The sequence below is a fragment of the Pseudorhizobium xiangyangii genome, assembly GCF_020531965.1.
Taxonomy (GTDB): domain Bacteria; phylum Pseudomonadota; class Alphaproteobacteria; order Rhizobiales; family Rhizobiaceae; genus Neorhizobium; species Neorhizobium xiangyangii.
Map to the genome: position 1 here is coordinate 1 of NZ_JAJAWH010000008.1, position 19,977 is coordinate 19,977.

22 protein-coding genes, 1 tRNA gene and 1 riboswitch are annotated in these 19,977 nt (G+C 61.4%); of the genes, 10 read left to right on the plus strand and 13 right to left on the minus strand.

Annotated features, from left to right (window positions below; all coding sequences use genetic code 11):
• Positions 1-43: 43 nt before the first annotated feature.
• Positions 44-574, minus strand: coding sequence for a GcrA family cell cycle regulator (locus LH464_RS08470; protein ID WP_226785950.1), 531 nt, complete (start codon positions 572-574; stop codon positions 44-46).
• Between the two features lie 376 nt (positions 575-950).
• On the opposite strand from LH464_RS08470, the gene LH464_RS08475 reads away from it, so the two are divergent.
• From LH464_RS08475 to LH464_RS08485, 3 genes are all read left to right on the plus strand, one after another.
• Complete coding sequence (locus tag LH464_RS08475) at positions 951-2,147, plus strand: aspartate aminotransferase family protein (protein WP_226785951.1); 1,197 nt, start codon at positions 951-953, stop codon at positions 2,145-2,147.
• A gap of 31 nt (positions 2,148-2,178) precedes the next feature.
• Positions 2,179-3,096 (plus strand): ornithine carbamoyltransferase, encoded by a 918-nt coding sequence (gene argF / locus LH464_RS08480; RefSeq protein ID WP_226785952.1) that lies wholly within the window; start codon positions 2,179-2,181, stop codon positions 3,094-3,096.
• Positions 3,097-3,264: 168 nt separating this feature from the next.
• The gene (locus LH464_RS08485; RefSeq protein ID WP_226785953.1) at positions 3,265-4,254 is read left to right on the plus strand and encodes an Hsp33 family molecular chaperone; all 990 of its coding nucleotides are present in this window, start codon (positions 3,265-3,267) and stop codon (positions 4,252-4,254) included.
• Between the two features lie 45 nt (positions 4,255-4,299).
• Here the strand turns inward: LH464_RS08485 and apaG are convergent, their stop codons facing one another.
• Together apaG and LH464_RS08495 are read right to left on the minus strand one after the other, a co-directional pair.
• Complete coding sequence (gene apaG / locus LH464_RS08490; RefSeq protein ID WP_226785954.1) at positions 4,300-4,692, minus strand: Co2+/Mg2+ efflux protein ApaG; 393 nt, start codon at positions 4,690-4,692, stop codon at positions 4,300-4,302.
• A gap of 167 nt (positions 4,693-4,859) precedes the next feature.
• The gene (locus LH464_RS08495) at positions 4,860-6,044 is read right to left on the minus strand and encodes an O-succinylhomoserine sulfhydrylase (protein ID WP_226785955.1); all 1,185 of its coding nucleotides are present in this window, start codon (positions 6,042-6,044) and stop codon (positions 4,860-4,862) included.
• A 45-nt stretch (positions 6,045-6,089) separates the two neighbouring features.
• Positions 6,090-6,168, minus strand: a riboswitch (SAM riboswitch).
• A gap of 70 nt (positions 6,169-6,238) precedes the next feature.
• Here LH464_RS08495 and LH464_RS08500 point away from each other — a divergent pair.
• Entirely contained in the window at positions 6,239-7,336 is a 1,098-nt protein-coding gene (locus LH464_RS08500) for a 2'-deoxycytidine 5'-triphosphate deaminase (RefSeq protein WP_226785956.1), read from the plus strand.
• 74 nt (positions 7,337-7,410) lie between these two features.
• Positions 7,411-7,484 (plus strand) — tRNA-Gly (locus LH464_RS08505).
• 58 nt (positions 7,485-7,542) lie between these two features.
• Here the strand turns inward: LH464_RS08505 and LH464_RS08510 are convergent.
• Together LH464_RS08510 and LH464_RS08515 are read right to left on the minus strand one after the other, a co-directional pair.
• On the minus strand, positions 7,543-7,704 hold the full coding sequence (locus LH464_RS08510; RefSeq protein ID WP_092996799.1) for a Thivi_2564 family membrane protein: 162 nt from the start codon (positions 7,702-7,704) through the stop codon (positions 7,543-7,545).
• A 108-nt stretch (positions 7,705-7,812) separates the two neighbouring features.
• The gene (locus LH464_RS08515) at positions 7,813-9,726 is read right to left on the minus strand and encodes a glycosyltransferase family 2 protein (protein ID WP_226785957.1); all 1,914 of its coding nucleotides are present in this window, start codon (positions 9,724-9,726) and stop codon (positions 7,813-7,815) included.
• Between the two features lie 48 nt (positions 9,727-9,774).
• On the opposite strand from LH464_RS08515, the gene LH464_RS08520 reads away from it, so the two are divergent.
• Complete coding sequence (locus LH464_RS08520) at positions 9,775-10,650, plus strand: transporter substrate-binding domain-containing protein (protein ID WP_226785958.1); 876 nt, start codon at positions 9,775-9,777, stop codon at positions 10,648-10,650.
• A gap of 73 nt (positions 10,651-10,723) precedes the next feature.
• Here the strand turns inward: LH464_RS08520 and LH464_RS08525 are convergent, their stop codons facing one another.
• The 3 genes from LH464_RS08525 to LH464_RS08535 all read right to left on the minus strand — a co-directional run bounded on the left by LH464_RS08525 (position 10,724) and on the right by LH464_RS08535 (position 12,754).
• Entirely contained in the window at positions 10,724-11,386 is a 663-nt protein-coding gene (locus LH464_RS08525; RefSeq protein ID WP_226785959.1) for a helix-turn-helix transcriptional regulator, read from the minus strand.
• A gap of 211 nt (positions 11,387-11,597) precedes the next feature.
• Positions 11,598-12,245: a response regulator gene (locus tag LH464_RS08530; protein ID WP_226785960.1), complete on the minus strand. Its 648-nt coding sequence runs from the start codon at positions 12,243-12,245 to the stop codon at positions 11,598-11,600.
• Between the two features lie 104 nt (positions 12,246-12,349).
• Positions 12,350-12,754 carry a hypothetical protein gene (locus tag LH464_RS08535; RefSeq protein ID WP_226786125.1) on the minus strand — a complete coding sequence of 135 codons (405 nt, stop codon included), beginning with the start codon at positions 12,752-12,754 and terminating at the stop codon, positions 12,350-12,352.
• Positions 12,755-12,855: 101 nt separating this feature from the next.
• Here LH464_RS08535 and LH464_RS08540 point away from each other — a divergent pair, with 101 nt between their 5' ends.
• The gene (locus LH464_RS08540; RefSeq protein ID WP_226785961.1) at positions 12,856-13,203 is read left to right on the plus strand and encodes a DUF952 domain-containing protein; all 348 of its coding nucleotides are present in this window, start codon (positions 12,856-12,858) and stop codon (positions 13,201-13,203) included.
• On the plus strand, positions 13,203-14,294 hold the full coding sequence (locus LH464_RS08545) for a quinone-dependent dihydroorotate dehydrogenase (RefSeq protein ID WP_226785962.1): 1,092 nt from the start codon (positions 13,203-13,205) through the stop codon (positions 14,292-14,294). Before LH464_RS08540 ends, LH464_RS08545 begins: the two co-directional genes overlap by 1 nt.
• Positions 14,295-14,304: 10 nt before the next feature.
• On the opposite strand, the gene LH464_RS08550 is transcribed toward LH464_RS08545, so the two are convergent.
• The gene (locus tag LH464_RS08550) at positions 14,305-14,805 is read right to left on the minus strand and encodes a CAP domain-containing protein (protein WP_226785963.1); all 501 of its coding nucleotides are present in this window, start codon (positions 14,803-14,805) and stop codon (positions 14,305-14,307) included.
• Between the two features lie 2 nt (positions 14,806-14,807).
• On the minus strand, positions 14,808-15,074 hold the full coding sequence (locus LH464_RS08555) for a DUF6460 domain-containing protein (protein ID WP_226785964.1): 267 nt from the start codon (positions 15,072-15,074) through the stop codon (positions 14,808-14,810).
• Between the two features lie 145 nt (positions 15,075-15,219).
• Between LH464_RS08555 and LH464_RS08560 the strand changes: the two genes are divergently transcribed.
• Together LH464_RS08560 and LH464_RS08565 are read left to right on the plus strand one after the other, a co-directional pair.
• A complete protein-coding gene (locus tag LH464_RS08560) occupies positions 15,220-16,152 on the plus strand; it encodes a class I SAM-dependent DNA methyltransferase (RefSeq protein WP_226785965.1) in 933 nt (310 codons plus the stop codon).
• 105 nt (positions 16,153-16,257) lie between these two features.
• Positions 16,258-16,908 (plus strand): YitT family protein, encoded by a 651-nt coding sequence (locus LH464_RS08565; protein ID WP_226785966.1) that lies wholly within the window; start codon positions 16,258-16,260, stop codon positions 16,906-16,908.
• Positions 16,909-16,912: 4 nt separating this feature from the next.
• Here the strand turns inward: LH464_RS08565 and rpoN are convergent, their stop codons facing one another.
• The 3 genes from rpoN to LH464_RS08580 all read right to left on the minus strand — a co-directional run bounded on the left by rpoN (position 16,913) and on the right by LH464_RS08580 (position 19,972).
• Complete coding sequence (gene rpoN / locus LH464_RS08570) at positions 16,913-18,475, minus strand: RNA polymerase factor sigma-54 (protein ID WP_226785967.1); 1,563 nt, start codon at positions 18,473-18,475, stop codon at positions 16,913-16,915.
• Positions 18,476-18,594: 119 nt separating this feature from the next.
• Complete coding sequence (gene lptB / locus LH464_RS08575) at positions 18,595-19,401, minus strand: LPS export ABC transporter ATP-binding protein (RefSeq protein ID WP_390624949.1); 807 nt, start codon at positions 19,399-19,401, stop codon at positions 18,595-18,597.
• A gap of 13 nt (positions 19,402-19,414) precedes the next feature.
• Positions 19,415-19,972 carry an LptA/OstA family protein gene (locus LH464_RS08580; protein WP_226785968.1) on the minus strand — a complete coding sequence of 186 codons (558 nt, stop codon included), beginning with the start codon at positions 19,970-19,972 and terminating at the stop codon, positions 19,415-19,417.
• Positions 19,973-19,977 lie beyond the last annotated feature (5 nt).

Consider the following 19,977-nt stretch of genomic DNA (forward strand, 5'->3'; position numbering starts at 1 on the left):
AAGCGGGCCATGGCCCGCTTTTTTGCATTTCAGTCGTGCTTTCTCAGGCCCGTGCTGCGGACTTGCGGCGCTCGGCCACCGGCTGGTAGGCGAGGCGTGCATGATAGGTGCAGTAGGGCGATGCGTCGGAGGCTTCGCAGCCACAGAAGTGGAAGTCGTCCTTCAGCGGGTCGCCGACCGGCCACTTGCACGTACGTTCGGTAAGGTCGGTCAGCGCCAGCTTACGCGAGATCGGCACGACGACGTTCCTGGACGGAGTATAAGTGAGCTGCTGCCCGGCGTCGAACTCGATCTCTTCCTTGAGCGCGGTTGCGCCGACCGTACGGGTAAGCGGGCGCGTAGCGACGCGTGCCGGATAGTTGGCGGGACGCGCGGGAGCCGTGGTGCGCTTGGCCGCACGCGGCGTGCTCGACGAGCCGCCAGCCTTGGCGCGACCTGGCAGATTGAGCCGGTGCACCTTGCCGATCACGGCATTGCGGCTAACTCCACCAAGCTGTGCAGCGATCTGGCTGGCGCTGAGGCCTTCTGCCCACAATCTCTTCAGCTTCTCGACGCGCTCGTCTGTCCAATTCATACCAGTTCTCCGCATTTGAACGTAGACGGCATGCGGAATCGATCACCATTGGCGCGAACGACAATTCGGGCCGGGCACAACATCTGGGCTTTTGGTGACTAGTTCCGCCGCATGCAGTCTAGTTATTGATTGTTAAGTTACTGGCCCGGTGACTCCGTGGCAAGAGTCGGCGGAATCTGCGCGAATCGATTTCGGGGTTTTCCCCAACTTGCTATTCTGGCGAGTCATTTTTGCCACAACGCGAAGCCCGCCGGAAAGCTTGCATTTGTTGACATCCCGGAACGAAATGCCGATAGTGCCCGGGCCGCCCACTGGGCGGCATTTTTGATTGATCAGCGCCTGACTGGCTGCGATCGCCCAAGGAGTTGATGTCGCCATGGCTGAAGCCGCCCTGTATGATACCTACAACCGCGCACCGCTGCGTTTCGAGCGAGGCGAGGGGGTCTGGCTGACGACAGAAAGTGGCGAGCGCTACCTGGATTTTGCGGCCGGCATCGCGGTCAATTCGCTTGGTCACAGCCACCCGCATCTCGTGCAGGCGCTGAAGGATCAGGCAGAGAAGCTATGGCATCTCTCTAACCTCTATGACGTTCCGGGCCAGGAGCGCCTTGGGCGTCGATTGGCGGAGGCAACCTTCGCCGACAAGGTATTCTTCACCAATTCCGGCGCGGAAGCGCTGGAGTGCGCGATCAAGACGGCTCGCCGCTACCAGTACGTAAAGGGGCATCCTGAGCGCTTCCATATCATTACCTTCGAGGGCGCCTTCCATGGCCGCACGCTGGCCACCATCGCGGCCGGTGGTCAGGCGAAATACCTGGAAGGCTTCGGGCCAAAGGTCAGCGGTTTCGATCAGGTGCCTTTCGGCGACCTCGACGCCCTGAAGGCCGCAATCACCGATGCGACGGCTGCGATCCTCATCGAGCCGGTGCAGGGAGAGGGCGGTCTGCGTCTGGCGTCGAAGGAATTCATGCGTGCGTTGCGGCAGCTGTGCGACGAGCATGGGCTCCTGCTCGTCCTTGACGAGGTCCAGTCCGGCGTCGGACGGACGGGCAAGCTCTTTGCCCACGAATGGAGCGGCATTACACCCGACATCATGACTGTGGCGAAGGGGATCGGCGGCGGCTTTCCGCTTGGTGCCTGCCTGGCCACAGAGGAAGCGGCAAGCGGCATGAAGGCCGGCACGCACGGGACGACCTACGGAGGCAACCCGCTTGCCATGTCCGTCGGCAACGCGGTTCTCGATATCGTCCTCGCCGACGGCTTCCTTGAACATGTGCGTGATGTCGCGCTCGTCTTCCGCCAGGGGCTGGAAAGCCTCAAGGACCGCTATCCGGACGTGATTGAGGAAATCCGTGGCGAGGGCCTTCTGATCGGCATCAAGGCCAAGGGATTGAACACCGACCTGCTGATGGCAATGCGCGCAGAGCATCTCCTTGGCGTGCCCGCGGGCGACAACGTCGTGCGGCTCCTGCCGCCGCTGGTCGTCACGGCCGAGGAAGCGCGTGACGGCCTTGCGCGCATCGAGCGTGCAGCCGAGGCTCTCAGCAAATCCGGCATGAAGAAATCAGCGTAAGGAGTGGAGGGCGACAGCCCTCGTCGAAGACATGGCATCACCCAAGCATTTTCTAGACCTTTCGGCCGTTTCGGCGGGCGACCTGCGAACCATCCTCGATGACGCGAAGGTGCGAAAGCAGGCGACCAAAGCCGGCACGGCGGACAAGCCGCTGGCCGGCAAGATGCTCGCCATGATTTTCGAGAAGCCCTCGACCCGCACACGGGTTTCCTTCGATGTCGGCATGCGCCAGCTCGGCGGCGAAACCCTGTTCCTGTCGGGCACCGAAATGCAGCTTGGTCGCGCCGAGACGATCGGTGATACCGCAAAAGTCCTTTCGCGCTATGTCGATGCGATCATGATCCGCACCACCGAGCATTCGCGGCTGCTCGAACTTGCCGAGCACGCCACCGTACCGGTGATCAACGCGCTGACCGACGACACGCACCCCTGCCAGATCATGGCCGACATCATGACGTTCGAGGAGCATCGCGGTTCGGTTGAAGGCAAGACCATTGCCTGGACCGGCGATGGCAACAACGTCCTGCATTCCTTTGTGGAGGGTGCCGCACGCTTCGGCTACCGCATGAACATGGGGGTGCCGATGGGTTCGGAACCGCATGACAAGTTTCTGAACTGGGCGCGCAACAACGGTGGCGACATCGTGCTCTACCACGACGCCGAGCGCGCGGTTGCCGGTGCCGACTGCGTCGTGACGGACACCTGGGTATCGATGAACCAGGAGCATAAGGCGCGGGGCCACAACATCTTCCAGCCCTATCAGGTCAATGCCGAGTTGATGAAGCGTGCGAAGGACGATGCGCTCTTCATGCACTGCCTCCCCGCACATCGCGGCGAAGAGGTCACGGACGAGGTTATCGACGGGCCGCAATCGGTCGTCTTCGACGAGGCGGAAAACCGTCTCCATGCACAGAAGTCGATTCTGGCGTGGTGCCTCGGGGCCGTCTGAGCCATATCTTGATTTTGGGGAAACCCGATACCATCTGTCGGCTTTCGATCCTGTCCCGCGACCGGGTGGGGATTCACAGACATTGTCGACGCTGTTTTGCGCCGCAGCGGTTCCGCCAGGAGCCGCGCGCATGTAAAAGCAGGTTCGTTCGGCGCGAAGGAGCAAGTCATGGCGGACGCAACCGTTGAACTGAATGAGCTGAACTTTGCAGGAGACGACCGCGTCGTTCCCTTCCAGGTGGACGGTCTGGACGTCCGGGGCCGTGCAGTCCAGATCGGCCCGCTGCTGAACACCATCCTTGGTCGGCATGAATACCCGGCACCGGTTGCGCGCCTTCTGGCGGAAGCGATCGTGCTCACGGCATTGCTCGGCACGTCGCTCAAGTTTGACGGCAAGTTGACCGTGCAGACCAAGAGCAATGGCCCCGTGGACCTCCTGGTGGTCGACTTTACGACGCCGGACAGCCTGCGCGCCTACGCCCGCTACAACGAAGAAGCTCTGGCCGACGCGGTGGCGACGGGACGAACGTTGCCGGCTGAACTCCTTGGCACGGGCGTGCTGGCATTCACGATCGACCAGGGCAAGGGAATGCAGCCCTATCAGGGCATCGTGCCGCTCGACGGATCGTCGCTCGAGGAAATTGCAGAAGTCTACTTCCGGCAATCCGAGCAGATCCCGACAAAGGTGCGTTTGGGTGTGGCGGAGCTTTTCGACCGCGACGCGGATGGAAAGCCGCGCCATAACTGGCGGGCCGGCGGACTGGTTGCCCAGTTCCTGCCGCAGGCGCCCGAGCGCATGCGCCAGCCCGATCTGCATGGCGGCGATGGTGATGAGCGTGAGCTCGACCGGGCCGAGGACGACGCATGGTCGGAAGCCCGTGTCATGGTCGAGACGATCGACACGGACGAACTGACGGATCCGCAGGTGCCGATCGAGAGGCTGCTGTTTCGTCTGTTCCACGAACGGGGTGTCCGCGTGTATCAACCGCAGACGATCCTGGACCGGTGCAGCTGCTCGCGGGACAAGATCAAGGGTGTCCTGGAAGGCTTCAACGCGGAAGAGATCGAGGCCAGTCAGGAAGATGGCGAAATAGCCGTGACCTGCGAGTTCTGCTCCACGACCTACAGGTATCAGGTCGGAGAATTTGCCGCCGCATGAAACGAAGGTCCGGTTGCTCGCAACCGGACTTCACGGGTTCTCAACCTAGTTCAGCACCCGCATCAGGCCGGGTGAATCGAGCGAGAAGGCCGGGATGCTCACATTGAACCTCTCGCCTTCCTCGGTCTCCATCGTGTAGTGGCCGAACATCATGCCGGATGGCGTGTCGAGTGGGCAGCCTGAGGAATACTCGTAGGAATCGCCCGGCATCAGGCGTGGTTGTTCGCCGACGACGCCGGGACCTTCGACTTCGTCCACAAGACCGTTCTGGTCCGTGATGTGCCAGTAGCGCTGCATCAACCGCACGGTCAGGTCGGACTGGTTGTCGATCACGATATGGTAGCCCCAGACATAGCGGCTGTCTTCCGGAGAGGATTGTTCCTCCAGATAATAGGGCTCGACGGCGACTTCGATGTCTCGTGTTTTGGCGCGATACATGCGCGGCACTTTCGCTGATACCTCATCGGTATCTTACAGCTCCGCTAAAACGTCAAGAAAACCGAAGGTATAGACGGCGTGGAAGTGACCGAATTTGGTACGTTTCTGCGGTTAAGGATAACCGGAAGAGTTAACCCTGGCAGGCTGCTCCTCCGGTCCGTTTCTTATCAGCCGGGCACTTTTTCAAGCGCCTGGACAAAGTCTTCGATCAGGTCGTCGGTGTCTTCGATGCCCGCCGATAGCCTGAGCGTTCCTTCCGAAATGCCGAGCTCGGCGCGTGCCTCATCCGTCAGGTTCTTGTGGGTCGTCGTCGCCGGATGCGTGATCAGGCTCTTCGCGTCACCGAGATTGTTGGAGATTTTCACGATTTCGAGCGCGTTCTGCAGTCCGAATGCGGCCTGCTTTCCACCCTTCAGCTCCAGGCAGACCAGCGTGGATCCGCCGCTCATCTGCTTGGCGATGATGTCGGCCTGCGGGTGGTCTGCGCGTCCGGGATAGATGACGCGGGCGACCTTCGGATGATCGGCAAGAATATCGGCGATCTTCGACGCGCTCGTCGTCTGCTGGCGCACGCGCAGCGGCAGCGTCTCTACACCCTTCAGCAGCGTCCAGGCGTTGAACGGCGACATGGCAGGCCCGGTATGGCGGAAGTAGTCCTGCAGGCTCTCGTCGATCCACTGCTTGTCGGAAAGGACGACGCCGCCGAGGCACCGGCCCTGGCCGTCGATATGCTTGGTGGCGGAATAGACGACGATGTGGGCGCCAAGTTCCAGAGGCTTCTGGAAAAGCGGCGTCGCGAAGACGTTGTCGACCACGACCTTTGCGCCGACCTGGTTGGCAAGCTTGGCCACGCCGGCGATGTCGATCACTTCCAGCGTCGGGTTGGTGGGGCTTTCGAGGAAGAAGACCTTGGTGTTCTTCTGGATGGCCTTTTCCCAGTTGGCGAGGTCGCGGCCATCGACCAGGGTGCATTCGACGCCGTACTTGGGCGCCAGCGTCTCGACCACCCAGCGGCAGGAACCGAAGAGGGCACGTGCCGCGACGATATGGTCGCCTGCCTTCACCTGGCAGAGGATAGCGGCGGCAACGGCGGCCATGCCGGACGCGGTGGCTCGCGCTTCCTCGGCGCCTTCCAGCATGCACATGCGCTTTTCGAACATGTCGTTGGTCGGGCTGCCGTAGCGGGCGTAGATAAATCCGTCGTTCTCGCCCTTGAAGCGGGCTTCGGCCGCTTCAGCGGTCTCGTAGACAAAGCCCTGCGTCAGGTAGATCGCTTCCGAGGTTTCGCCATATTGCGATCTCAGCGTGCCGCCGTGGACGAGCTGGGTTGCCGGGCGCCATTTCTTGGTCATGCGCTTGCACCTTTCAGACACAAAAAAACCGGCCGCAAAAGCAGACCGGTTTTCAACCCGGTCTTTTTAGCCACTTATTTAACGTGGCTGCAAGCCGACCGGCCAAATCACCACGGGATAAAGCTGCCATACCGCCGCTCCTTGCTTGCGTCAATGGCCGGCATTTGGTTTTGTCCGGCCATACGGGGATAGACATGATGACACGGACCACCGGAATCTTGGCCGACAGGGCCATAGCAGCGCTTTTCGAAAATGGCCGGCTGGCCTCCGAGAAGGAGCTGGACCATGACCAGGTCCAGCCCGCGAGCCTCGACCTGCGGCTGGGTTCCAAGGCGTTCCGCGTGCGCGCAAGCTTCATGCCCGGTCCCAACAGCCGCGTTGCGGACAAGCTCGATCGCCTGAAGCTGCATGTGATCGATCTTTCCGAAGGCGCAGTCCTTGAAACCGGCTGCGTCTATATCGTGCCCCTGATGGAGACGCTGGACCTGCCGGCGGACATGTCCGCCTCCGCCAATCCGAAGAGTTCCACAGGCCGCCTCGATATCTTCACGCGCGTCATCGCCGATTATGCGCAGGAGTTCGACAAGATCCCGGCAGGCTATTCCGGGCCGCTCTACCTCGAGATCAGCCCGCGCACGTTCCCGATTGTCGTGCGGCGCGGCTCGCGGCTATCGCAGATCCGCTTCCGCACCGGCAACGCTCTGCTGAACGAGCCGGAACTGCTGCAACTCCATGAGGCCGAGACGCTCGTGGCTTCGCAGCAACCGAATGTTAGCGGTGGCGGCATCGCCTTGTCGATTGATCTGGCCGGCGACAAGGACGGGCTGATCGGCTACCGCGGAAAGCACCACACAGCCGTCGTCGATGTCGACAAGAAGGCCCAGCACGACGTCTTCGATTTCTGGGAGCCGCTCTACAGCCGCGGTCGCAACGAACTGATCCTCGATCCGGACGAGTTCTACATTCTTGTTTCGCGCGAGGCTGTACATGTGCCGCCGCTCTACGCTGCCGAGATGACGCCTTATGATCCGCTGGTCGGGGAATTTCGCGTGCACTATGCCGGGTTTTTCGATCCCGGCTTCGGCCACGCGGATGCAGGCGGGCGCGGAAGCCGCGCGGTGCTGGAGGTCCGCAGTCATGAGGTGCCATTCATTCTCGAAGATGGCCAGATCGTCGGGCGGCTGGTCTATGAACATATGTTGCAGCAGCCGGACGCGCTCTACGGTCTCGGCCTCGGCTCCAACTATCAGGCGCAGGGCCTGAAGCTCTCCAAGCATTTCAGGTTTGGATGATGGGCTCCGGCATCCGGAACCCATCGATCCATGCTTGACAGACGCGGCGAAGTGATAGAATTCTGCGCAACCTCGCGGGTGTAGCTCAATGGTAGAGCAGCAGCTTCCCAAGCTGAATACGAGGGTTCGATTCCCTTCACCCGCTCCAATTTTCAGATGATGTTGATGGATTGTGCGACCTGCGGTCGCGGAGGTCTATCTTGCTGTCAGAAGACCGCGAGATAGCGCAGCAGCGAAATAATCCCGATGATGATGACAATGACCTGGGCGATCTGTTTCGCGCGCCCGTCGATAGGAAGCCTCGCAATCAGATAGAGCACAAGCACTATAACCAGAAACGTAATGAGCAGGCTGATCAGTATCGACATATTGCAATCCCATATGAACACTCTTGCAAGTGGTGAGATAGCGCCGGCCGTGGCGATAGAAAGTGGCCGGAACGCCTTTATTCTCTGACCGGCCGGGCCGCGGGTGCATCAGGCCGTCGGATTATGCGGCGTCTTTTGCCAGAAGAAGGGCTTCATCCGCAGCTCGATAAGGGCTCGCCACGAGGCGATGGAGGTCATCAGCCAGTAGAACGGCACCGCCATCCAGCGCATCCCCAGTTGGCGCTTCTCGTGGTCGGTCATCGAGCCGACGCCGAGCGCCACGAAGGTCAGGTAGCTTCCGAAGATGTTGATCGTATCGATGACGAAAAGCACCAGCGCGCGGAGCGGCAGCTCTGTCGCCGGCGCCGTCATCATCGCTACCGTACCTTCGGCAAGAAAGAACACGATCAGCGGGTGAAGCAGCGAGGACAACAGCATCCCGCCGATCATCAGGTGGAAGAGCAGGTAGCCGCGCGGTCCCATCTCCACCAGCAGCCGCCTGGGCTCTCGCATCAGCACGAGCCAGGTCTGCATCCAGCCCTTGAACCATCGGGTGCGCTGGCCCGTCCAGATCGAAAGGGTGGTCGGTGCATCCTCCAGCGTATGCCGCCGCAGGACATCGGCGCGGTAACCCAGTCGAAAAAGCCGAAGGCCGAGGTCTGCATCCTCGGTCACATTGAACGGATCCCAGCCGCCAACGTCTTTCAACACATCGGTTCGGAAGTGATTTGATGTGCCGCCCAGCGGCATGGGCATCCGGTAGTGGGCGAGCATCGGCAGCAATCCGCGAAAGAGCGCGGCATACTCCAGGGAAAAGAGGGCGCTGATCCAGGACGAGCGTGCGTTGGTGATGATGAGCGGTGCCTGGAGGCAGGCAATGTCCGGCGAAAGTTCGCTGAAGCGCGCGTAGGCCTCCCGCAACTGCGCGGGATGGGGGCGGTCCTCCGCGTCGTAGATAACCAGGTAGTCACCGCGCACGCCGGCAAGCGTGTAGCTCAGAGCCTTTGGCTTGGTCCGCGGATTGGCGGACGGTACTTCGATGATCTCGAATTGGCGCGGCAGTCCTTGCGCCCTGAGTGCTGCAACGGTTTCGTGGTCGTCCGCCTCGCATACGAGTTTGATGTCCAGTAACGAGGCCGGCCAGTCAAGACGCTTCAGGCATCGCACAAGTTGCTCCGCGACGGCCGCTTCCCGATAGAGGGCGACAAGAACGGTATAACAGGGAAGGGACCCGGCGGCGGAGGATTGTGCGGGCCCGCGTTTGCGCTTGCGGGGAAAGAGCGCCGTGATCCTCAGCAGAAGGCTCGCGAGATACAGGCAGGAGAGGATAGGGTGGAGAACGGGCATCACCAGGCCCGGTGTGATAAGCGAGACAGCGAGGAGTGTCGCCAACGCCAGCCCGGCGACAAAACCCTGCCCTCCCGTCATCACGATACGCGCCGAGAAGCGCGGCCGTCGCTCGAACAGTTCTCCGATCGTCTGGCGAACGCGGCGGGCGGCACCCGCCTCCCAAACGGCAGCGCGAATGGCCCGCGGCGTGGTGACGACGAGATCGCGCCGCAGTGCCGGCAGGTTGATCAGCGCGGCGCCAAGATCTCCAATACGGCATGCTTCCGGGATCACGGCGGTCTTCGGTGCTTCGTGGGCTGGGTGCAGTTTGATCATCAGCGGGCGAAGCAACTGCGTATCCAGGGTGTCGCTGTCGACAACGGTGCTGCTGTCTATGGTTTCGACGAAGGGAAGCCTGAGAAAGCGTGCCATTGCCCCGTAGTAGGCCGTCTCTTCCACTCCTGGATGATGGAGGAGTTCCTTCTCCAGCGTCGTGCCGTTTTGGCGCGCTTTGGCCGCGAGTTTGGCAATAAGCGGCTTGCCGAAGCCAAGGGATTGAAGCGCCGCCGCTTCGTCCGTGGGGTTCGGTTTGGCAATCTCACGGGCCGCGCCCTCTTCCTTTCGAGGCAGCCCGTCGGTCCCGCGTTCGCCTTCGCACGACGCCGTCGTTTGTGGATATTCCCCCAGACGCATGAAACTGTTACACCGTCCCGCCGCCCTGTCCCGGAATGGATCATAGAGATGAACCCACTGCTTTCACCCCTGAAAACATGGGGGACGTTTCTCCTCTTGGTTGTCTCCGGCTTCGGCTTCGCCTCTACTGGTGTAACGGCGGCGAAGGCACAGGAATCCGAATTGCCGGTTCTGTTCGATACGCGCGAACGCCTGCCGCGCCCCGATCTGTCGAATCTCGTCCGCCTGCGTATCCTCACGACTGCGGACTTCCCGCCCTTCAACTTTGCCGACCAGACTGGTCGCCTCGCGGGGTTCAACGTCGATCTGGCGCGGGAGGTTTGCCTTGAACTTCGGATAGAGGCCAAATGCCAGATCCAGGCGCTGCCGTTCGGGGAATTGGAGACGGCACTGGCGAACCGGGCCGGCGAGGCCGTGATGGCCGGGATTGCGATCACCGCGGAGCGCCGCAACCGGTTTTCCTTTTCGCGCCCTTATCTCACCATACCGGCGCGGTTCGCCCGTAACGTCGCGCGCGATCTGCGTGGAGAGGGCGCCGAGGCACTGTCGGGCCGCCCCGTCGGCGTGGTGAAGGACACCGCCCACGAGGCCATGCTGAAATCGTTCTTTCCGAAGATCATCCCGGTGGTGTTCGACGATCGCGAGGCGATGCTGCAGGCACTGAAGGAGGACAAGGTTGCTGCTGTCTTCTCCGATGGCCTGCAACTGCCATTCTGGCTCGCCGGGGAGGCTTCGGAGAAATGCTGCGTGCTGTTCGGCGGTCCATACCTTTCCAGGGATTACCTTGGGGAGGGGATGGCGGTCCTGCTTCGAAATGACGAGGAAACTCTGGCCGCCGCATTCGATCACGCGCTTGCCACCCTGTCACGCAACGGGCGCCTGCAGGACATCTACCTGCGCTATTTCCCGCATGGCCTGTATTAGCGCATGTCGCGCAGAAATGTGCAGCGGCCTGAGATAACGACATATGCCACTTTAGGAGGTCGGGAGAATATTCCTACTGGCTTGCCCAGATGATCCTTGCCACCCAATCGACCTCAGCCATATCGAAACTACGGTTTGGATGTTCCGGATTGAGTGATGTCAGGTCGATGCTCTTTGCCGTCTGGCGCATCAGGACCTTGGCCATCACTTCGCCCTCGCGGGTCTTCACCACCACGCGGTCACCGCGCCGCACCTGTGCCCCCGGCTCGACAATCAGGACGTCGCCGTCCCGGTAGAGCGGCATCATGGAATCTCCCTGGACCTCCAGGGCATAGACACCGGCCTTGCGGGAAGGGGAGGCCGGAAACTCGACCACGTCCCAACCCTGGCCCGCCGGAAAGCCGCCGTCGTCGAAGAAGCCGCCGGCTCCCGCCTGGGCAAAGCCGAGCAAGGGAATTGAGCCCGCCTGAGGTGGAAATGCACCATCCGGAAGTTGCGAGCGTGAAGGCGAAGGTATGAGGCTCATGAACTGGTCGATCGTCGCGCCGGTCGCATCCAGCACCTTCGATATGGATTCCGTCGATGGCCACCGAAGTCGTCCATCGGGACCAAGTCGCTTGGATTTGTTGAAGGATGTCGGGTCAAGGCCGGCGCGCCGCGCCAGCCCGGACGGCGTCAGCTTGTGCCGTTCGGCCAGCGCATCGATCGCGCCCCAGATCGATTCATGTGACAGCATGGCCGTATGTACTCCGGCTCAACGGTTTCCGGAGGGGCGGTCCTCCTTGGCCATCGCGCCATCCGTGGATCATGATCCGTTGACGATGCCTCCTCGGGAGCACATGCCAGCGCAGGGCTGGCCGATCAGCCAGCGCCGGTTCCAATTTAACCAATCTGAAACATGAGGTAAAGGGACTTGAGGAATAAAATCCTGTCGTCTTCCACCCTGATCAGGCGACCAGGGGCATGTTGATCTTTCCGAGCTTGATCACCGCCTGCGTCCGGCTGTCGACGTTGAGCTTGAGCAGGATTGCGGACACATGCGCCTTGATCGTCGCCTCGGAGACACTGAGTTCATAGGCGATCTGCTTGTTGAGCAGTCCTTCGCCAAGCATCGTGAGCACCCGGCTCTGCTGCGGCGTCAATGTCCTCAACCGCTCAAGCAGTTCGCTCACGCTGGAATCTTCCTCCGCGGCCGGCAGGTGCCCGTCCGGCGCCCAGATGTCGCCGTCGAGGACCGCGTTCACGGCAGCCCGGATATCGTCCAGGCCGGATGATTTCGATATGAACCCGGATGCGCCCAGCTCCAGCGCTCTACGGATCGTGCTGCCGTCGTCGCTGGCGGAAACGATGGCGATTGGTAGGCCGGTGAATTCCGCTCTCATCGACATGAGGCCCGAAAAGCCGCTCACACCGGGCATAGCGAGGTCGAGCAGCATGAGGTCGGCTTCGGGATTGTCGCGGGCGACCCGGCGGGCGGCCTCGAAATCGCCGGCCTCCAGGATGACCTGTTTCCCCGGCAACCCTTGCACGGCCTGTTTCAGGGCGCCCCGAAACAATGGATGGTCGTCAGCGATGATAATGGTCAGTGTCTGCATTCCACGTCCCCTCCCAAGGACATAGCCGCACGTCTGCGCACACCGTTTTACGCTCCGCGGGCGTTGGAAACAATAGCCGATTGCTGCGGTAGAAAACCTTGCCGTCAGGTTTTCTGGGGTTCCGGCGGCGGGTTCTCCCGCTCGGAGGTGAAATCCTCGATGATCGCCATGAAGCGGCGCATGAAGCGCTCCATGATCGAGAGGCTCTGTTCGATCTCGGATTCGTCCGGCAGCGTGCGCTCGCGCGGCGCGCTTTCCAGCCGCTTTTCGAGTGCGGTCACGCGCTTGTCCAAAAGGTCGAGCTCCTGCTCATAGGCCGCTCTCTCGTCGGCAGCCATGCGGCAGACAAGGTTGCCGCCATCATCCCGGCAGAGCGAGACGGCGCCCGTTTCCCGGTCGAGCCGCACGAAGCCGGTTTCCGTCTTCTCCAGCTGGAAACGTTCAGTCTGTGCTTCCTGTCCCAGCGCGCAGGTCGGCAGCAAGGCCAGCGATAGCAATACCCGTTTCATCATCCTGTCGTCCTTTCGTGCACTGTGGACAAGCGCTTCACTTTACGGCAAATCGCCCATGCGCATTCCTGCCAAGCTTACAGCCAGTTCGAAAGCAGCTCATGAAAAATCTCGTCTACAAGATCGTTTCGAGGACGCTTTGGCAGGAAGCCAGGGGAAAAGGCGTTTTTGAGGGTGCGCCGATCGATCTGAAGGACGGTTTCATTCATTTCTCGACGGCGCCCCAGGCTCGCGAAACAGCTCGGCTTCATTTCGCAGGAACGGACGACCTGCTGCTTGTCGCGGTTGACGGCGATGCTCTGGGAGAGGCATTGAAGTTCGAGCCATCCCGTGGCGGGGATCTCTTTCCTCATCTCTACGCTCGCCTTCCCGTCGACGCGGTGCTGTGGGAGCGTCCGCTGCCGCTTGGCGACGATGGCCTGCACATTTTTCCGGAGGAGTTTGCCTGATGTTCGACCGTTTCTCGGATCTTGCCCGCCAGGGGCTTTTCCTGCTCGATCCCGAAATCGCGCACGGCATGTCGATTGGCGCGTTGAGGAGCGGCCTCTTTCCGTCTTGCCGGGCGCCCAACGATGCGCGGCTGGCGCAGACGATCGCCGGCATTGATTTTCCCAGTCCGCTCGGCCTTGCCGCTGGCTACGACAAGAATGCGGAAGTGCCGGATGCGCTGCTGCGGCTCGGCTTCGGCCATACCGAAATCGGCACCGTGACGCCGAAGCCCCAGGCGGGCAACGACAAGCCGCGCCTCTTCCGGCTGGTGGCAGATCGCGCAGTGATCAACCGGATGGGTTTCAACAACAACGGCCACGACGCCGCTTTCGCCATGCTCGCGGCGCGCAAGGGCGCGGCCGGCATTGTCGGGGTCAATATCGGCGCCAACAAGGATAGTGCGGACCGGGTGGCGGACTACGTCGCAGGCATCCGCAAGTTCTATTCCGTCGCCAGCTATTTTACCGTCAATATCTCGTCGCCCAACACGCCGGGCCTGCGGGACCTGCAGGCGCGCGAGAGCCTGAAGGCGCTCCTGGATGCCGTTCTTGTTGCCCGGGCGGAAGAAGCCGTGCGGCTTGGCCGATCGCTGCCGGTCTTCCTCAAGATCGCCCCCGATCTGACGGAGGAGGGACTTGATGATGTTGCCGCCGAGGCGCTGGCGCACGATCTGGATGGGCTGATCGTTTCCAACACCACGCTGTCGCGGGACGGCCTCACGGAACGACGCTTCGCATCGGAAGCCGGCGGCCTGTCAGGCGCACCGCTCTTCCGTCTTTCCACCGCCGTGCTTGCCAAGATGCGCCGGCGCGTCGGTCCGGCACTGCCGCTTATCGGCGTCGGTGGCGTCGGCAGCGCCGAAGATGCGTTGGAAAAGGTCCGCGCCGGTGCTGACCTGGTGCAGCTGTATTCCTGCATGGTCTACGAGGGGCCGGGGCTGCCGGCGCGTATTGTACGCGGGCTCTCGGCCTTCATGGATCGCGAAGGGGCAGGCTCGATCCGGGATCTGCGTGACACGCGTGTGGATCAGTGGGCCGCGGAAAAGTTCTGAGCCGCCATTCTCAGGCGGACAGGATCATCGCCCAGTAGGTCCGTGATGCAGATGATTGAGCGACCGCGACGCCGAGGCCGCTGTAGGAGCCGATCATGTTGTTCAGGTGCCGCCGCGACACGATCCAGGCCTGAACGGCCTCCTCGACGGTACTCTGGCCACTGGCGATGTTCTCGGCTGCCGGCAGAGGCACGTCGCTCCGTTGCATTCGCGTCTTGAAACTGTCGCCCATGCCGATGAGATGCTTCATCTGTCCGGCCTTCGCCATCCGCATTGCCTGCTCCGCGGCCGCATTGCGCGCTGCCGCGTTGGAGGAGAGCGGTTGCAGGCCACGGTCGCTCCGCACCTTGTTGACGAGCGGCAGGGATGCAGCGGTGCGATCTTGAACTCCGGCAACGGAGGCTTGGCGTCCGACGCTGGTACAGCCGGTGACAAGCATCCCGCTGCCCATCAGCCCGCTGCCCATCAGAATGAGAAAGCCCCGCCGGGAAGAAAAGGTCATCTCTGTCATGTTTAGCGCCTAAAGCTGAAGAGCCGCAGGATGATGTAGACCGGGATCACGATCGACGCCCCGAGGATCAGATAGTCTCCGACCCGGCCGAGCGCATGAAAACCCTGGTACCACAGATCCAGCACGAAATCGCGGATGCCGTAGACGATGTCCCATGGATCGAGGCCGAATATGGCCATGATGAAGCCGACGACGAGCGACACTACGATGAGTTTGACGATCGTGCGTCCCGGCGAATCGCCGAGAACCCGGTTGACCCCGTCCGACATGCTTCAAATCTCCATTTCGAGGCAGACATAAGCGGCGTGTGTGTGCCCCGCAAGCCTGATGGCCCCTTTAAGGGTTGCCAATTCAAATAGAACTTGAGTTTTTTTGTGGCTTCGGCCAAGAACTTCCACCCCATCAGGACAACCTATGCCTCCCAGACAATTCTCATCCGGTGATGCCATCGCGGATCGTCGCGCCGATTACGCGCGTATGCTGGCGGAGAGCGGTGATCTGGCCGCATCCGTCGAGCTGATGGAGCAGGCGCTGGAATTGTCGCCCGGTTGGGCGGCGGGATGGTTCCGGCTCGGCGAATTCCGGGAAAAAGCTGAAGCGCGGGAAGGAGCCGTCGATGCATTTCGTTCTGCGCTGCAACTGGACCCGGGCGACGTCTTCGGTTCCCGCCTGAAGCTTGCTCTTCTGGGTGCGGAAGAGGTTCCCGATCAGCCCCCCAGCCGCTATGTCGAAAGCCTGTTCGACGAATATGCCGAGCGCTTCGATACGGCTCTGGTCGAGAAGCTTGACTATAGCGTTCCCGGCAAGCTTGCGGCGCTTGTGGCGGGTGTTGCTCCCTTTCGCCTCACGGTCGATCTCGGCTGCGGCACCGGCCTTCTGGGGTCTGAAATCCGCGACGTCACGGAGCAGCTGGAAGGCTTCGATCTCTCGGCCAACATGCTGTCGAAGGCCGAGCAGAAAGGCTTCTACGATCACTTGGGTCAGTCGGACCTCAGCCTCGGCGAGGAAGAGGCGGGGCTCTTCGCCGGCCATTTGTCGCGGCATAGAGCCGATCTGGTCGCCGCGGCCGATGTGCTGATGTATCTCGGGTCGCTGGAGACGGTCTTCCCTCTGGTCTCGGAACTTCTGGTGCCGGGAGGCTTCTTCGCCTTTTCGGTCGAGGACGCAGGCGAAGCTGAGGGCTTCGTGCTGCGTGACACCCTGCGCTATGCTCATTCCGAGCCCTACATTGTCGACATGCTGCAGCGGCACGGGCTGCAAATGCTGGAAGTCCGCCACACCGATATTCGCCTTGACCGTGGAAACCCGGTGCATGGCATGCTGTTTCTGTCGCAAAAACCGCGTTGACCGATCGTATTCTTGCGTTTTCCAAGTACTGAGACGCCGCCAGTTGAAGGGTATTGAGGAACGCTCTATTGCAGCGCAATATCTCGGAAAACATCAGAGGCATCCGTGGAGCAGCAGAAGCAGACCCAAAGACGTAGCTTGGGTTTTTACAGTGTAGATCCGTCGCGGCACACTCTGCTTGAGGATACGCAGGGGCTGGTGACAGGTGCCCTCATTGCCGGGCTTGGCTTCTATTTCCTCAACCATGTCGGACTGTTGACCGGTGGTACCGCCGGCGTAGCGTTTCTCCTCCATTATGCGTCCGGCGTCTCGTTCGGTGTCCTCTTCTTCATCGTCAATCTGCCGTTCTATTACCTTTCGTTCCGCCGGCTTGGCTGGGCCTTCTCCCTCAAGACCTTCATCGCAATCGCGCTCACCTCGGTCGTCACCGAAGTCGAACAGCAATTCCTGCTGATCGAATACCTGCATCCGTTCTGGGCAGCGCTGCTCGGCGGGTTGCTGCTGGGTTATGGCCTGCTGGCGCTTTACCGGCACAGGGCAAGCCTGGGCGGGGTCGGTATTCTGGCGATCTACATTCAGGATCGCTTCGGAGTGCAGGCGGGGCTCGTCCAGCTTGCCTTCGATTTCTGCGTGATGGTCTGCGCTTTCGCCGTCGTTTCACCGACGATCGTCGGCTGGTCCATCCTGGGCGCCGTGGTCCTGAACATCTTCCTTGCGATCAACCATCGCTCGGACCGTTACATCGTGGTTCGATAGACGCTTAGACCCCTGCCAGCTTGGCCCTTGCGCGCTTCTCCCGCCGTCGCTGGACGGAAGAGGGGATGTTCATGGCCTCGCGATATTTGGCAACGGTGCGCCTTGCAAGATCGACCCCGCCATTCTTCAGGCTGACCACGATATCGTCGTCCGAAAGAACCGCCTCCGGGGTTTCCTGCGCAATCAGCGCACGGATGCGATGACGCACCGCTTCTGCGGAATGACTGTCGCCGCCCTCGTCAGCTGATCCGATCGACACCGAGAAGAAGTATTTCAGCTCGAAAAGCCCGCGCGGCGTCAGCATGTATTTGTTCGACGTTACACGGCTGACGGTGGACTCGTGCATCTTGATCGCGTCGGCAACGGTCTTGAGGTTGAGCGGGCGCAGGTGGGAGACACCATGCGTGAGGAAGGCGCCCTGCTGGCGCACGATCTCCGTCGCGACCTTCATGATTGTCTTCGCTCGCTGGTCGAGGCTGCGGGTCAGCCAGTTCGCGTTCTGCATGCACTCGGTCAGGAAGAGCTGGTCTTCCTTCTGCTTGCCGCAGGATTTCGAGACGGTCTGGAAATACTCGCGGTTGACGAGGACGCGCGGCAGCGTGTCCGGGTTCAGTTCCACCGCCCAGTCTCCATTGGCCGCAGCGCGAACCACGACGTCCGGGGAGATCGTTTCACAGGCGCTGCGCTCGAAGCCGCTGCCGGGCTTGGGGTTCAGCCCACGGATTTCTGCGAGCATGTCGAGCAGGTCCTCGTCACTAATGCCGCACAGGCGGCGAAGTGACACGAAATCACGCCGTGCGAGAAGGTCCAGATTGTCGATGAGCGCCTCCATGGCGGGATCGAACCTGTCCTGCTGCCGTAGTTGTATTGCGAGGCATTCGCGAAGGGATCGCGCCATGACGCCGGGCGGATCGAGCGATTGCAGTGCGCGCAGGATCTCTTCCACCTGTCGGGGCTGGCGTCCAAGTCGCTCGGAGATGTCCTCGATCTCTCCGGCGAAATAGCCGGCCTCGTCGACGCAATCGATCAGGTGCTGCGCAACCAGCCGGTCCGCAGCGCTACGGAGCAGGAACGGTATCTGCTGTATGAGATGGTCGCGTAGCGTCACTTGGCTCGCGACGAAATCCTCGAGATCGTAGTCGTCGCCGGCTTCGGCGCCGGGCATGGACTTCCATTGGCCGAGCAGTTCCGGCGCATCGGCCTTGGCAGGCTCCCTGTCATCGGGAAAGACGTTTTCGTAGCCTGCGTCTAGTTCGCCAAGCCGCTCCGCGGTGGTGTGCGGCTGCCGTTCGTACCAGTCATCCGCCTCGGATGCCGGAGTGTCACCCTGGCCATCCTGCGACGGGTCTCCCATCTGATCTCTGTCTTGATGGGACGCGTCGCTGTCCGTGCCGTCATGGGTCTCGGACGAGGAGAGTTCGAGCAGGGGGTTCTTTTCGATTTCCTGAGCGATGAAATGGTTCAATTCGAGATGCGTCATCTGCAGCAACTGGATGGATTGCATCAGTTGCGGTGTCATCACCAGCGATTGGCTCTGGCGCAGAAAGAGACTGGCGGACAAGGCCATGCGCACGCAAACTCCCTACCGATCGACGCCTCTTCCGGCGAGGACGTCAACTTGGCCCGAAAATTGCTTTTTTGAGAGGTTCGGTCAAGCTCTCGTATGAGGGCGGGAGCTTTTTGCGTCTAGAGAGTAAATTTGTCGCCCAGATAGAGGCGACGGACATCGGGATTGTTGACGATGTCGTCCGCGCGCCCGTGCGTCAGCACTTCGCCCGCGTGGATGATGTAGGCCCGGTCGATCAGGCCAAGCGTTTCGCGAACATTGTGATCGGTGATCAGAACGCCGATCCCGCGGGCCGTCAGGTGGCGGACGAGGTTCTGGATGTCCGAGACCGAAATGGGATCGACGCCTGCGAACGGCTCGTCGAGCAGCATGAAGGCCGGATCGGTTGCGAGTGCCCGGGCAATTTCCAGCCGGCGCCGTTCGCCGCCGGAGAGTGCAACCGCTGCAGATTTGCGCAGATGGCTGATGTGGAATTCCTCGAGCAGTTCATCAAGCTTCTGCTCGCGCTTGGCTTTGATCGGCTCGTGGACTTCCAGAACTGCGCGGATGTTCTGTTCCACGGTGAGGCCGCGGAAAATGGATGCTTCCTGCGGCAGGTAGCCGACGCCCAGGCGCGCGCGCCGATACATCGGCATTCCGGTTACCTCGTTGCCGTTGATGGCGATCATGCCCTCATCGACCGGCACAAGGCCCGTGATCATGTAGAAACAGGTCGTCTTGCCCGCGCCGTTCGGCCCAAGCAATCCCACCGCTTCGCCACGTCGGACAACCAGAGACACGCCGTTGACGACGCGCCGCGTATCATAGGTCTTGGACAGACCATGGGCGACCAGCGTTCCCTCGTAGCGAGCCTTGTCCTTCGCCGTGAAGGGTTCGTGGGCGCGGGGTGCCTTGGGCGCAAGCCTGGATAGAAAAGGTAATTTCACAATGCGGCCGTTTTCACTGCTTCTGCTGTCGCGATTTCGGATCGAGCAGAATCTCGACCCGACCGCCGCAGGCGTCGAGCTTGGCTTCCCCGGTGTTCATGTAGACAGTCAGCTTGCAGCCCTTGAAGACGTTCGCTCCTTCGGACAGCACGACCTGCTCGCCGGAAAGGGTGAATGTCTGCGACGGCATGTCGAACTCGCCCTTCTCGGCGGTCGCCTGCTGGGTGCCTGAGTTCAGCAAAACCTTGTCGTCCAGGAAGATCTTGTCGATATCGGCGTCTCCCGACGTCATCGAGGATCCTTCGCCCGTGTAGAGCACGGTCATCTTGCCGGCCCGCATGGTCGTGGTTCCCTGCACCACTTTCACGTTGCCCGTGAAATAGGCAGTTTTCTCCTGTTCCTTGATCTCCAGCTGATCGCTTTCGATCTGGATGGGCTCGTCGTTCGAAAGCTTGAGCCCGTCCATCTGGCTTGTCGTGGCCTGGGCGAACAGGGGAGATGCCGCCGCCAGGGAAAGGAGCCCGGCCGCGATCAGGGTGGATGAGATCTTTGCGTGTTGACGAAGGGTCATGATGG

Coding starts and splice junctions, on each gene's coding strand:
- LH464_RS08530 (WP_226785960.1), bottom strand. CDS start 12,245: ATGCAGACACTGACCATTATCATCGCTGACGACCATCCATTGTTTCGG.
- LH464_RS08550 (WP_226785963.1), bottom strand. CDS start 14,805: ATGACAGAGATGACCTTTTCTTCCCGGCGGGGCTTTCTCATTCTGATG.
- LH464_RS08555 (WP_226785964.1), bottom strand. CDS start 15,074: ATGTCGGACGGGGTCAACCGGGTTCTCGGCGATTCGCCGGGACGCACG.
- LH464_RS08485 (WP_226785953.1), top strand. CDS start 3,265: ATGGCGGACGCAACCGTTGAACTGAATGAGCTGAACTTTGCAGGAGAC.
- LH464_RS08535 (WP_226786125.1), bottom strand. CDS start 12,754: ATGAAACGGGTATTGCTATCGCTGGCCTTGCTGCCGACCTGCGCGCTG.
- LH464_RS08500 (WP_226785956.1), top strand. CDS start 6,239: ATGATGACACGGACCACCGGAATCTTGGCCGACAGGGCCATAGCAGCG.
- LH464_RS08510 (WP_092996799.1), bottom strand. CDS start 7,704: ATGTCGATACTGATCAGCCTGCTCATTACGTTTCTGGTTATAGTGCTT.
- LH464_RS08540 (WP_226785961.1), top strand. CDS start 12,856: ATGAAAAATCTCGTCTACAAGATCGTTTCGAGGACGCTTTGGCAGGAA.
- apaG (WP_226785954.1), bottom strand. CDS start 4,692: ATGTATCGCGCCAAAACACGAGACATCGAAGTCGCCGTCGAGCCCTAT.
- LH464_RS08545 (WP_226785962.1), top strand. CDS start 13,203: ATGTTCGACCGTTTCTCGGATCTTGCCCGCCAGGGGCTTTTCCTGCTC.
- LH464_RS08495 (WP_226785955.1), bottom strand. CDS start 6,044: ATGACCAAGAAATGGCGCCCGGCAACCCAGCTCGTCCACGGCGGCACG.
- LH464_RS08560 (WP_226785965.1), top strand. CDS start 15,220: ATGCCTCCCAGACAATTCTCATCCGGTGATGCCATCGCGGATCGTCGC.
- LH464_RS08580 (WP_226785968.1), bottom strand. CDS start 19,972: ATGACCCTTCGTCAACACGCAAAGATCTCATCCACCCTGATCGCGGCC.
- LH464_RS08520 (WP_226785958.1), top strand. CDS start 9,775: ATGAACCCACTGCTTTCACCCCTGAAAACATGGGGGACGTTTCTCCTC.
- LH464_RS08470 (WP_226785950.1), bottom strand. CDS start 574: ATGAATTGGACAGACGAGCGCGTCGAGAAGCTGAAGAGATTGTGGGCA.
- argF (WP_226785952.1), top strand. CDS start 2,179: ATGGCATCACCCAAGCATTTTCTAGACCTTTCGGCCGTTTCGGCGGGC.
- LH464_RS08525 (WP_226785959.1), bottom strand. CDS start 11,386: ATGCTGTCACATGAATCGATCTGGGGCGCGATCGATGCGCTGGCCGAA.
- LH464_RS08475 (WP_226785951.1), top strand. CDS start 951: ATGGCTGAAGCCGCCCTGTATGATACCTACAACCGCGCACCGCTGCGT.
- LH464_RS08515 (WP_226785957.1), bottom strand. CDS start 9,726: ATGCGTCTGGGGGAATATCCACAAACGACGGCGTCGTGCGAAGGCGAA.
- rpoN (WP_226785967.1), bottom strand. CDS start 18,475: ATGGCCTTGTCCGCCAGTCTCTTTCTGCGCCAGAGCCAATCGCTGGTG.